The sequence below is a fragment of the Nitrospira sp. NS4 genome (assembly GCF_049546785.1).
Lineage (GTDB): Bacteria > Nitrospirota > Nitrospiria > Nitrospirales > Nitrospiraceae > Nitrospira_D.
In genome coordinates this window covers 92,767-104,860 of sequence record NZ_JBMWAN010000006.1, presented here as the reverse complement: position 1 = coordinate 104,860, position 12,094 = coordinate 92,767, and the positions used below count along the sequence as shown (strand labels likewise).

Here is a 12,094-nt window from a genome sequence, read left to right as displayed (position 1 = left end):
GATGTTGGAAGAGGTCAGGAGTCGCGTGCGTGCCGTCGGCGAACAGGTCTCGGAATTACGGGGGCATCTTTGACCTCGCTCGCATGACCTCCGACCTCGAAGAACTTGCAGCGAAGATGGCGGAACCGTCCTTCTGGAACGATACCCGCGCAGCCGCGTCGGTGAGCCGGAAGAAAGTGACCCTCGAACGCGAACTCACTCAGTGGCGTGAGATCGACGCAAAGATCAGCGATCTGCAGGCCCTGCTGGAGCTGGCGGAAGAAACTCATGACGAGTCGCTCGAACAGGAACTGACGGCGGAGCTGCAGCAGTTCGAGCCGACACTCGCCGCGCTGCACGTCGAAATGCTCCTCTCCGGAGAGCTGGATCCGAACAACGCGATTGTCGCGATTCATCCCGGGGCCGGCGGCACCGAGTCGCAGGACTGGGCGCAGATGCTCCTCCGCATGTATGTGCGCTGGGCGGAGACCAGGAAATTCAAAGTCGAAACGCTGGACCTGCTCCATGGCGACGAAGCCGGCATCAAGAGCGTGACCATTTCCATCACCGGCCCCTATGCCTACGGCTATCTGAAAGCCGAAGCCGGCGTGCACCGGCTGGTGCGCATCTCCCCGTTCGATGCCAACAAGCGGCGGCATACCTCGTTCGCCTCGGTCTTCGTCTATCCCGAGCTGAATGAGGATATCGACGTCGTCATCGACGATAAGGATTTGCGCATCGATACCTTCCGCGCCGGCGGCGCCGGCGGTCAGAACGTGAACAAAGTGGAAACGGCGATCCGGATCACCCACCTGCCCACCAACATCGTGGTGCAATGTCAGAATGAGCGGTCGCAGCTCCAGAATCGCAACGGGGCGATGAAAATCCTGAAAGCGCGGCTCTATGAAGTGGAGCAGAAGAAAAAAGAAGCGGAGTTCAACGCCATCGTCGGCGAGAAAAAGGACATCGCCTGGGGCAGCCAGATCCGGTCTTACGTGTTCCAGCCCTATCAACTGGTCAAGGATCACCGGACAGGACATGAGACCGGCAATGTGGCGGCGGTCATGGACGGCGATCTGGACGGATTTATCGAGGCGTATCTGAAGAGGAAGTTCACAAAAGGAAGTGAACCTCTCACCGCTGTGACCGAACTGGACGACGATGTGTAATGGGGTCTTCTTTCAGGAGATGCCGATCACTGGTCACTCATCACTTATCACGGATATCACATGGATGAACTGAACGAACAGCGACAGCAACGCATCAAGAAGGCTGAGCAACTGCGGACGGCCGGCGTGGCGCCCTACGGCACCAGGTTTGAAGTGAAGGATCGGGCCGGGCAGCTCATCAAACTGCACGGCGAGAAAACTAAAGAGGTTCTGGAGCAGGAAAAGGTCGGCTGCACCTTCGCCGGCCGCGTGGTCGCGCTGCGGCGGTTCGGCAAAGCCGGATTTGCGGTGTTGCAGGACGGCTCGGACCGGTTGCAGGTCTACCTCAAGAAAGATCTGCTGAGTGAACAGGCCTATATGGTGACGGAGCAGCTCGATCTCGGCGACTGGATCGGGGTGACCGGCACGCTCTTCCGCACAAAAACCAACGAGTTTACCGTCGAAGTCCGCGAACTCACGTTCCTCAGCAAGGCCCTGCGCCCGCTGCCGGAAAAGTGGCACGGGCTCACGGATGTCGAGACCCGGTATCGGCAGCGTTACGTGGACCTGATCGCCAATCCGGACGTGCACGGCATTTTCGCCACGAGAAGCCGGATCATTGCCGGCATCCGGGCCTTCCTGATCGAGCGCGGGTTCCTCGAAGTCGAAACGCCGATGATGCATCCGATCCCGGGCGGTGCGACCGCAAAACCGTTCGTGACGCATCACAACGCGCTGGGCGTCGATCTCTATCTCCGTATCGCGCCGGAACTCTACCTCAAGCGGCTGATCGTCGGCGGCTTCCCGCGCGTATTCGAAATCAACCGGAACTTCCGGAACGAAGGCATCTCGACGATTCACAATCCGGAATTCACGATGCTGGAGTTCTACGTCTCCTACGCCGACTATCAGGATCTGATCATTCTGACCGAAGAACTGGTTTCGACTCTGGCCCAGCAGATCCTCGGCAGGACTGTGATCGACTACCAGGGCAAGGACATCACCCTCACGCCCCCTTGGCGGCGCTGGTCTTATCACCAATCAATTCTGGAGGTGAATAAGCTGGATCCCTCGGTCCTGCAAGACCGTGACAAAGCCGCGGCGGCAGCGAAGGCCCTGGGCATTCAGATCGATCCGAACGCGACTCTCTTCAATATCGTGAACGAAATCTTCGAGGAAACCGTCGAACCGAATCTGATTCAGCCGACGTTCATTACGGATTATCCCATCGAGATCTCTCCCCTCGCGCGGCGGAAAGACTCCAACCCGTCGCTCACCGACCGGTTCGAACTGTATATCGCCGGGCGCGAAATCGCGAACGCCTTCTCCGAGTTGAACGACCCGCTCGATCAGCGGGAACGCTTCGAGGGACAGGCGGCGCAACGCGAAGCCGGCGACGAAGAGGCGCATCTGGTCGACGAAGACTTCCTGCGGGCCCTGGAATTCGGGATGCCCCCGACGGCGGGCGAAGGGATCGGAATCGATCGCCTGATCATGCTCTTTACGAACCAGGCCTCGATCCGCGACGTGGTGCTCTTCCCCCAATTGAGACCGGAGAAGTAGCCGGCAATGGGAATGCCCTATGAAATCTTTGTCGGCCTGCGGTACCTGCGCGCCAAGCGGCGCAACCGGACGATCTCGCTCAACACGTTCGTGTCCATCGCCGGCATCACGTTGGGTGTCGCGGCCCTGATCGGCACGGTCGGCATCATGACCGGCTTCAAGGAAGACATTCAGGCCAAGATTCTGGGGACCACCGCCCATATTATCGTGCAGGACCGGATCAAGGACGGCATGGCCGACTACAATCCGACGACGGAGCGGATTCAGGAAGTGCCGGAGGTGGTGGCGGCGACCCCCTTTGTCTTGAAGCAGGTCCTGCTGACGACGCCGAACGGCGTGCAGGGCATCGTGCTCCGCGGGATCGATCCGCACCGCGAAGGCAAGGTGACGGAACTCGCCAAGAATCTGGGAACCGGGGAACTCTCCGATCTCAGCAAGCCCGTGAAAGTGACGCAGCCGCCCGCTGACGATCCTACCGGTCCCCCTGTGGAAACGGAGAAGCCGGGAATCATCCTGGGCAAGGAACTGGCGATGCGGCTGGGCGTTTTCGTGGGCGACACGGTCAACGTGGTGTCTCCCGTCGGCCCGATCAGCGCAATGGGCATGGTGCCGAAAATCCGCACCTTCGCGGTCGTAGGCCTGTTCCATTCGGGCATGTACGAATACGACTCCTCCCTCGCCTACATCGACCTGGCCGAAGCCCAGAAGTTCTTTAATATGGGGGCGACCGTCAGCGGCATCGAGGTCAAAGTGACCGACGTGTTCCGCGCCAACGAGATCGCGCAGACTATCGAAGGCTCGCTCGGCTTCGCCTACGGCGCCCGCGATTGGATGCAGATGAACCGGAATCTCTTTTCGGCGCTCAAGCTCGAAAAGACGATGATGTTCCTGCTGCTGGTGTTGATCACCATCGTGGCGTCCTTCAATATCGTCAGTACCCTGACGATGATCGTCACGGAGAAGCAGAAGGAGATCGCGATTCTGAAAGCCATGGGCGCGACGCGGAAAAGCATCCGGCGCATCTTCATGTTGAACGGGTTGATCATCGGATTTTCAGGGACCGCGATCGGCATTCCCCTGGGCTATGCCTTTCTCTGGCTCATCCAGACATTCTGGACCTTCGATCCGACGGTCTATTACATCTCCAGAATCCCGGTCCACGTGCAGGCGCTCGATGTCCTGCTCGTCGCCGGTTCCGCCATTCTCATCAGCTTCGCCGCCACGGTCTATCCCTCGCTCCAGGCGGCCAAACTCGAACCGGTTGCGGCCCTACGGTACGAATGAGCGACAACCCCACGACTGCATCCGGAGCCGGCGCCTCCCCTGCGATGATTCGCATTGCGGATCTCCACAAGTCCTTCGTCATGGGGCAGCGTGAACTCACCGTCCTCAAAGGCATCGATCTGGAGATCCCTCGCGGCCAAATGGTGGCGGTGATCGGCGCGTCGGGGGCCGGCAAGAGCACGATGCTGCATATTATGGGGATGCTCGACCGGCCGACGAAAGGCACCGTCTACTTTAACGATCAGGATCTCTTTCAGTTATCCGAAGCGCAGCAGGCCGAGTTCCGCAACCGCCGCATCGGCTTCGTCTTCCAGTTTCATCACCTGCTGCCGGAGTTCACCGCGCTGGAAAATGCCTGCATGCCGGCCCTCATTCAACGGCGCTCCATTGAGGAAGTGGAACAGGAAGCCACGACGCTGCTGGAAGAGGTGGGGCTGGGACAGCGGCTGCATCATAAGCCGGGCGAACTCTCCGGCGGCGAACAGCAGCGGGTCGCCGTGGCCCGGGCGCTCTTGCAGAAGCCCGACCTTGTGCTGGCCGATGAGCCGACCGGCAATCTCGACACCCACACCGGCGATGCCCTCTTCGGGCTGCTGCGGGACTTGAACCGGTCCCGCGGGACGACCTTCGTCATCGTCACCCATAACGACAAGCTCTCCGCCCAGTCCGACCGCATCGTTCACATGCAGGACGGGATGATCGTCTGAGTCTTGACGGACGTGGATGAGATACCTAGACTGGCATCCATCAGGATATCCGTGTGCGCTGTATCGCGGGGTAAGACCATGAAGCAGTTACTTGTGCGTGTGCTCGGCCTGACGGTTTTGGCGCTCGTGCCCACTCAGGTATTGGCGATGGAATTTTCGATCGTGGGTCCGCGCGCGGCCGGTATGGGCGGCGCCGGCGTGGCCGTGACGACAGACTCTCTGGCGACCTATTGGAATCCGGCGGGGCTCGCGATGACCCAGACGGTGGATATCCGGATGCAGGTCACGGCCCAGGGAGTCGCCAGAAACGGAGCGGTCGATACGTTTCGCAACATCGAAGACTGCAGTTCCTGTGCGCCGGCGGACGCGCAGACTTATGCCACCCAGATCAACGGCCAGTCCGCTTCAGTGAACGGCTCGGCGGGCCTCTACATCAAAGGGCATGCCGGTAACCACGCGTTCGGGTTCAATATTTCCGATGTCGCCTGGGCCGGCTCCTACCCGAATCAACCATTTCAAGCGACCGGCGCCACGGTGACCGGGCAGCTCGCGATGCGGGGACTTGAAGCGAGACAAGCCGTGTTCTCCTATGCCTATGCCTTCGCGGACAAAACCTTTTCCATCGGCGTGAGCGGAAAACTGATCCAGGGCGCCGCCTATACCGGACTGGCCACCCTTACGAACGGCCAGGATGTGACCTTGTCGGACCATTTCGGGGAAGCGAAAATTTCCACCGGCTTCGGGATCGACGTCGGCGCTCTGTATAAACCGACCGACTGGCTGCGCCTCGGCGTGGTGGCAAAGGATCTCACGTCGCCCACCTTCGACGCGCCCAACGGGGAACAATTCAAGATCAGTCCGCAGTACCGCGGGGGTGTGGCGGTCAACCCCTATTCTTCGCTGACGATTACCTTCGACGGGGATATTCTTTCCAACTCCACTCTGGTGCCGAACGTGAAAAGCCAGGTCTTGAGCCTCGGCGCCGAGCAAACGCTCTTCTCGGATTTGCTCTCGCTACGCCTGGGCGCCTATAAGAACGTGGCGGATGCGGCTTCGAACGTCACCCCCACCGCCGGGTTCGGCCTGCGGATTTTTGCCTTCCAGATGGACTTCGGCGCCGGGTATGACTTTAAGGAAGGCGGAGTCCTGGGCTCCGGCTCACTCTCCCTTACCTTCTAATTATCATGGTATAGTGTCGAACATGAGATTCTTGAAAGATTGGTGTGTCGCGGCAATGACGGTTCTCCTCGTGTCCCTCACCGGATGCGCCGGCGGGCTTTTGGAAACCTGGGAAGGACCGGGCGCGAAGGTCTTCCGTCCACAATCGATCGCGGCACTGCCCCCGATGGCGAGTCAGTACGACAATGCCCGGGAGGATATCCAGGAAGTCCTGGCGGTTTCATTGGTCAAGGCAGGAAGAATTGAGCGCGTTGTCCATGCGGAGCAAGTCGCGGATATTTTTCAAAGTTCAAAGGAAGCGTTTGATACGCTCGTCTTCTATTTCTCCCGTCTGGAGATGACCGGTCAATCCGACAGGGAGACTGCGATCAAGCTGGGGAAAGCGATGAATGTCGAGGCGTTCCTTGTCCTCCGCATCAATGCCTGGGAGTATGCGGGAAAGGCCGGTAACAATGTCGGACGGGTGGGACTGACATTGCGCCTGGTTGACGCCACCACCGGCGCGACCATTTGGAAGGCCCGCCATGAAAAATCAAGCGGCTACATCTTCAATCGACCCAACCTGAAAGAGGTGGCGGCGGAACTGACGGACGAGATGGTCAAGTACATGCCGCCCACCGCCATCGGCCAGAAGCGCTAGCGACACCTCCCGTGTCAGAACAATCTGATCAGTTCGCGAGCAGCCGGAAAACCGGACAGCTGAAGGGTGGTTGAGGGTTATCTTGCGGGACGGGCCTGTTGCATGGCGGCCTTCAGGGAACCGACAAAGAGTCCGACCTTCTCCGGCATATCCGGATCCTGCTGGCGGGCGGCGATCTGTTTCACGATCGCGCTGCCGACGATCACCCCGTCGGCCATCGCGGAAACTCTGGCGGCATCCTCAGGAGTTGAAACGCCGAATCCGACGGCAACCGGCGTCCTCGTGACTTTCTTGATCTTCGCGACATTCTGCCCGACTTCAGCCATATTCTGAATCTGCGCGCCGGTGATGCCGGTCAGCGACACATAATACAGAAACCCTTGGGACTCCTTCGCCACATAATTTCGCCGATCAGGAGTGCTGGTGGGCGCGAGAAGAAACACGAGGCGAAGCCCCGCTGCCGCGGCCGGACCTTTCAACGGCCCCGCTTCATCCGGCGGCATATCCGGCACGATCAGCCCATCGACGCCCGCCGCCGATGCCTCCCGACAAAAGGACTCAAGACCCATCGCGTGAATCGAATTGTAATAGACCATGAGCACGATCGGCACCTGGGTTCTGGTCCGCAACGATTTGACCATGGGCAGGATCTTCCGCAGCGACGTCCCGCTCCGCAACGCCCGTTCGGCCGCCAGTTGAATCACCGGTCCGTCGGCGATCGGGTCGGAAAACGGGACGCCCAGTTCGATGATATCGGCGCCGGCCTTCTCGATCTCCAGCACCAACGGTTCGGTGTCGGCCAGAGTGGGATCACCCGCCATCAAATAGGCGATAAGGGCTTTCTCCCCTCTCTGCTGAAGACGCTGGAAAGTCGTTTCAATCCGCCCCGTCATAACGTCACTCCACGCATTCTCGCCACCTGTTGGACATCCTTATCCCCGCGCCCGGACAAGTTGGCAATGATGATGTTCGATTTCTTGAGTCTCGGCGCAAGCTTCACGACATGGGCAATGGCATGGGCGCTTTCGAGAGCCGGCACGATCCCTTCTTCGGTCGCCAGCAGATCGAAGGCCGCGAGGGCCTCATCGTCCGTCGCATAGGTGTACTCCACCCGTTTCATGTCGTGGTACAGGCTGTGCTCCGGTCCGACGGCGGCATAATCCAGCCCGGCGGAGACGGAGTGGGTCAGATTGATCTGCCCGTCTTCGTCTTGCAACAGATAGGTCATCGTGCCCTGGAGCACGCCAGGCTTTCCGCCTGAAAAACGGGCGGCGTGCTTTCCGCTTTCTATGCCGGTGCCGCCTGCCTCAACCCCCACCATTTTGACTTTCTTGTCCTTCAAGAAGGCGTGAAAGAGCCCGATGGAGTTGCTCCCTCCGCCCACACAGGCCACGAGATAGTCCGGCAATCTGCCTTCCGCCGCCAGAATCTGCTTCCGGGCCTCCCGGCCGATAATGGCCTGAAAATCGCGGATCATCATGGGATAGGGATGGGCCCCGAGCACCGATCCCAGAATGTAGTGGGTGGTACGGACGTTCGTCGTCCAGTCGCGCATCGCCTCGCTGATGGCATCTTTCAATGTGCGGCTGCCGGCATCCACCCCCGTCACCTTCGCTCCGAGGAGGCGCATGCGAAATACGTTCAGCGCCTGCCGCTGCATGTCTTCGGTGCCCATATAAATTTCGCATTGCAGCCCGAACATGGCGGCGGCGGTCGCGGTGGCGACGCCATGCTGACCTGCGCCGGTCTCGGCGATGATCCGAGGCTTCTTCATGCGCATGGCAAGCAGCACCTGGCCGATGGCGTTGTTGATCTTGTGCGCGCCGGTATGGCAGAGGTCTTCCCGCTTGAGATAGATCTTGGCTCCGCCGAGCTTCCGGCCGAGCCGTTCGGCCTGGTACAGCGACGTGGGCCGCCCGACATACTGTTTCAGATAATAGGCGAGTTCCTTCTGAAATCGCCGATCCTTCTTGGCTGAGGCATACTCCCGCTCCAATTCTAGCAGCGCGGGCATAAGCGTTTCAGGAACGTAGCGGCCTCCATAGGGGCCGAAGCGTCCATGGCTGTCTGGCACTGTGGTCATGGTAGAAGTCAATCCTTTCCCCGAATCAACTCGCCGAGTATAGACGGGACCATCAGACGGACACAAGTTTTGCGGCCTGAATGAAGGCCTGCACCTTTGCGTGATCCTTTTTCCCGGGGCTCGTTTCTACCCCGCTGCTGACATCGACTCCATAGGGGCGGACCTGCCGGATCGCTTCCGCGACATTGCCCGGGGTCAGTCCTCCGGCTAGCAGCACGGGCGACGACCGGGCGACCTCCGCCGCAAGGCTCCAATCCACCGTTTGTCCCGTCCCGCCATAGGCTTGGTCGGAAAAGGCATCGAGGACGAAGCCTCTGACATTCGCCCGTCCGTGGAATTCCGCCAGAGCCAGAAAGGTTCCCCGGTCCTTGAGGCGCACCGCTTTCATGGCGGGACGCCCAAGATCCTGGCAGTATGTGGCCGGCTCATCGCCGTGTAACTGCGCGAGCCCGAACCCGCAACTGTCCATCAGATCACGGACAACTTTCGCCTCTTCATTGACGAAGACGCCCACCGGCACGACGAACGGAGGAAGCGTGGCAATAATCCGCTTGGCCGTCACCGCGTCGACATAGCGCGGACTCTTCCGGTACATGATGAATCCCAGGGCGTCGGCCCCCGCTTCGACCGCCACCCGGGCGTCCTCGTCGTTGGTAATCCCGCAAATTTTGATTCGCACAAGAACCGGGCCTTTCTTCCTCAGGGACACTGACTCTGGCTGGGGCGATCCCCGAACCTGTCTCTATAGGTCCAGTGGCACAGCAGCCCCTTCTGGTCGAATTGCAAGGTCATGGTGCCGGTCGCATCCGGCGACCAGCGGACTGGCCACTCACAGGCCTCTCCTCCCTTCGTGAACGCATGGCAGCGAGTGGGAATCCCCAGGTCTTTCACTCGGTCGTCCTTGCCCGATCCAATCCAGCTGTCCCAGGTACGGAATGCTTTGTCGTACGACGAGGCGCATCCTAGCATCATGAAAATGCTGACCACGACGGCCAGAGCAGGTACACGCATCTGTCCCCCTTTCATGGACAAGGATTTCAAACCGCAGTTCCTCGAAGGGTCTCGATCTGTTTCTCTATGCTCTGGGCCTTGATCAAGGATTCCCCGACCAGCATGGCATGGACGCCGGCTTCCAGAAGTTGCACAACATCTTCCCGCTTATGGATGCCGCTTTCGCTCACGATGATCTTGTCCGAAGGAATCCGTTTTGCCAGCCGGAACGTCACGCCGAGATCGGTGGAAAACGTCTTCAAGTCGCGGTTGTTAATTCCAATCATCCTGGCGGTCGGGATCCATTCCAGCACCGTATCGAGCTCCCGCTCATGATGGGTTTCGAACAGCACGTCCATCTTTAACTCGGTGGCCAGCGCATGGAAATCGATGAGCTGGCGCTTTTCCAGTGCGGCCACAATCAAGAGCACCGCGTCGGCGCCATGCGCCCGGGCCTCGTAGAATTGAATATCGCCGACCATGAATTCCTTATCGAGCGCGGGCATCGGAACAGCCTTCTTGATCTCGGCGAGATATGTGAGGTCACCCTGAAAGAACTCCTTGTCGGTCAGGACCGACAAGGCCGACGCGCCATGCTCATGATAGGTCCGTGCAATACCGAGATAATCGAATTTGTCGGCGAACTCCGGCCTGAGCAGGCCCAGGCTCGGCGAGGCCTTTTTCACTTCCGCGATCAAGGCCGGACTCTGAGCGGTCCTGGTGGCATCGAGCGTCACAGCAAATCCTAACGGGGATGCCATGTCCCGAATGACGGATTTCAAGTCTGCCAGATAACCGCGGCTCTGTTTGTGCCGCAACTCCGCCTTTTTGTGTTCGAGGATCCGGTCGAGAATCATCCTGCCGCCTTCTGTGTGAATGTCACCAGCCGGTCGAGTTTTTCGGCTGCCGCTCCCGAATCGAGCGACTCCACCGCGACCCTCACGCCGTCTTTTAGCGTTCTGGCCTTCTGCCCCGCCACGATCGCGGCGGCCGCGTTGAGGACGGCGATGTCGCGCTGGGGCCCCTTCTTCCCTTGCAGAATCTCCCGCGTGATGCGGGCGTTTTCCTCCGGGCCTCCGCCCGCGATGTCCCTTTTCGGAACCCGGGGGAGATCGAATTCCTCGGGCGCGACAAAATAATTCGACACCACGCCGCCTTTGCCTTCGGAGACCTTCGTCCGCTCGCAGAGGGTCAGTTCGTCGAGCCCGTCCATGCCGTGCAGCACAAAACAATGCTGAGACCCCAACTGCAGCAATACCTTCGCCAGCACTTCGGTCAACTTCGCGTCATAGACACCTATCACTTGATGCGTCGCGCCGGCCGGATTGGTCAGCGGCCCCAGCACATTCAAAAGCGTGCGAATCCCCATCTCCTGCCTCGGGGCAGCACAGTGTTTCATGGCCCCATGGAACAGGGGCGCGAAGAGAAATCCGATCCCGACTTCGTTCACGCAATCCGCGACACGGTCCGGCGACAGATCGATTTTCACGCCGAGCGCGCTCAGAACATCTGCGCTCCCCGATTTTGAGGACACGGATCGGTTGCCGTGTTTGGCCACAGTAAGTCCGGCTCCGGCCGCTACGAACGCCGCGGTCGTCGAGATGTTGAACGTATGGGCCCCGTCCCCGCCCGTTCCGCAGGTATCGACGACGATCGCGCTGCCGACGCGGATCCTCGTCGCGCGGGCGCGCATGGCGCGGGCTGAGCCGGCGATTTCATCGACGGTTTCACCCTTCTGCCGGAGTCCCATGAGATAGGCGGCGATCTGGGCGGGCGTGGCCGCCCCCTCCATGATTTCGGACATGACCTCTTCCGCTTCCTTTTCGGAAAGGTCCGTGCGATCCGCCAATTTGGACAGGGCGTCTTTGATCATGTGAGCCGTGAGATCCGGAGAGGCTAGAGTTTCAGGAAATTCCTCAGGAGGTCTTTGCCGGCCTTGGTCAGAATCGATTCCGGGTGGAACTGGACCCCCTCCACTCCGAGCGTCCGGTGGCGCAATCCCATGATCTCGCCTTCGGCCGTCCTGGCCGACACTTCCAGACAATCCGGGAGGTTGAGGGGATTCACCAACAAAGAGTGATAACGCGTCGCCTCAAAGGGATTCGGCAGGCCGTGATAGATGGTTTTCCCGTCGTGCGAGATCATGGAGGTTTTGCCGTGCATCAATCGCTGCGCGCGAATGACTTCCCCGCCGAACGCCACGGCCAGCGATTGGTGGCCGAGACAGACCCCCAGCATCGGCAGTCGTCCGGCGAACTGCCGGATGGTCTCGACGGACACGCCCGCTTCCTTCGGGGTGCAGGGACCGGGGGAAATGACGATCCGGCTCGGGTGCAGGTCCTCGATCTGCTGCAGCGAAATCTTGTCGTTCCGGTAGACACGCACATCTTCACCCAGCTCGCCGAAATACTGGACGAGGTTATAGGTAAAGGAGTCGTAGTTGTCGATCATTAACAGCATGGCAACCCGTGAACTGTGATGTGTGATGTGTGATGAGCGATCTCCGGATCGAACTCTTCAC

General features: G+C 59.9%; 13 protein-coding genes. 6 read left to right on the top strand and 7 right to left on the bottom strand.

Going from position 1 to position 12,094, the window contains the following annotated elements:
• Nucleotide 1: 1 nt before the first annotated feature.
• From prfB to ACO9S2_RS16470, 6 genes are all read left to right on the top strand, one after another.
• A protein-coding gene (gene prfB, locus ACO9S2_RS16495; RefSeq protein WP_423723498.1) for a peptide chain release factor 2 occupies nucleotides 2–1,148 on the top strand; the annotation gives its coding sequence in 2 pieces (ribosomal slippage) (nucleotides 2–70 and nucleotides 72–1,148; 1,146 coding nt in all).
• Nucleotides 1,149–1,208: 60 nt separating this feature from the next.
• Nucleotides 1,209–2,690, top strand: coding sequence for a lysine--tRNA ligase (lysS, locus tag ACO9S2_RS16490; protein ID WP_423723497.1), 1,482 nt, complete (start codon nucleotides 1,209–1,211; stop codon nucleotides 2,688–2,690).
• 12 nt (nucleotides 2,691–2,702) lie between these two features.
• Nucleotides 2,703–3,974, top strand: coding sequence for a lipoprotein-releasing ABC transporter permease subunit (locus tag ACO9S2_RS16485; protein ID WP_423723523.1), 1,272 nt, complete (start codon nucleotides 2,703–2,705; stop codon nucleotides 3,972–3,974).
• Nucleotides 3,971–4,681, top strand: a complete 711-nt coding sequence (locus ACO9S2_RS16480) for an ABC transporter ATP-binding protein (RefSeq protein ID WP_423723496.1) — start codon at nucleotides 3,971–3,973, stop codon at nucleotides 4,679–4,681. The genes ACO9S2_RS16485 and ACO9S2_RS16480 overlap by 4 nt, the downstream gene beginning before the upstream one ends.
• 78 nt (nucleotides 4,682–4,759) lie before the next feature.
• The gene (gene traF / locus ACO9S2_RS16475) at nucleotides 4,760–5,860 is read left to right on the top strand and encodes a conjugal transfer protein TraF (RefSeq protein ID WP_423723494.1); all 1,101 of its coding nucleotides are present in this window, start codon (nucleotides 4,760–4,762) and stop codon (nucleotides 5,858–5,860) included.
• A gap of 22 nt (nucleotides 5,861–5,882) precedes the next feature.
• Nucleotides 5,883–6,500, top strand: coding sequence for a hypothetical protein (locus tag ACO9S2_RS16470; protein WP_423723493.1), 618 nt, complete (start codon nucleotides 5,883–5,885; stop codon nucleotides 6,498–6,500).
• Between the two features lie 77 nt (nucleotides 6,501–6,577).
• On the opposite strand, the gene trpA is transcribed toward ACO9S2_RS16470, so the two are convergent.
• From trpA to ACO9S2_RS16435, 7 genes are read right to left on the bottom strand one after another with little or no spacing between them, the layout of a single operon-like run.
• On the bottom strand, nucleotides 6,578–7,393 hold the full coding sequence (gene trpA / locus ACO9S2_RS16465) for a tryptophan synthase subunit alpha (RefSeq protein WP_423723492.1): 816 nt from the start codon (nucleotides 7,391–7,393) through the stop codon (nucleotides 6,578–6,580).
• Nucleotides 7,390–8,583 carry a tryptophan synthase subunit beta gene (trpB, locus tag ACO9S2_RS16460; protein ID WP_423723491.1) on the bottom strand — a complete coding sequence of 398 codons (1,194 nt, stop codon included), beginning with the start codon at nucleotides 8,581–8,583 and terminating at the stop codon, nucleotides 7,390–7,392. The genes trpA and trpB overlap by 4 nt, the downstream gene beginning before the upstream one ends.
• A gap of 52 nt (nucleotides 8,584–8,635) precedes the next feature.
• The gene (locus tag ACO9S2_RS16455) at nucleotides 8,636–9,286 is read right to left on the bottom strand and encodes a phosphoribosylanthranilate isomerase (protein ID WP_423723522.1); all 651 of its coding nucleotides are present in this window, start codon (nucleotides 9,284–9,286) and stop codon (nucleotides 8,636–8,638) included.
• A complete protein-coding gene (locus tag ACO9S2_RS16450; protein WP_423723489.1) occupies nucleotides 9,283–9,594 on the bottom strand; it encodes a hypothetical protein in 312 nt (103 codons plus the stop codon). Before ACO9S2_RS16450 ends, ACO9S2_RS16455 begins: the two co-directional genes overlap by 4 nt.
• A gap of 26 nt (nucleotides 9,595–9,620) precedes the next feature.
• A complete protein-coding gene (trpC, locus tag ACO9S2_RS16445; protein WP_423723487.1) occupies nucleotides 9,621–10,430 on the bottom strand; it encodes an indole-3-glycerol phosphate synthase TrpC in 810 nt (269 codons plus the stop codon).
• Entirely contained in the window at nucleotides 10,427–11,446 is a 1,020-nt protein-coding gene (gene trpD / locus ACO9S2_RS16440) for an anthranilate phosphoribosyltransferase (RefSeq protein ID WP_423723486.1), read from the bottom strand. The genes trpC and trpD overlap by 4 nt, the downstream gene beginning before the upstream one ends.
• 23 nt (nucleotides 11,447–11,469) lie before the next feature.
• A complete protein-coding gene (locus tag ACO9S2_RS16435; protein WP_423723485.1) occupies nucleotides 11,470–12,033 on the bottom strand; it encodes an anthranilate synthase component II in 564 nt (187 codons plus the stop codon).
• Between the last annotated feature and the right edge of the window lie 61 nt (nucleotides 12,034–12,094).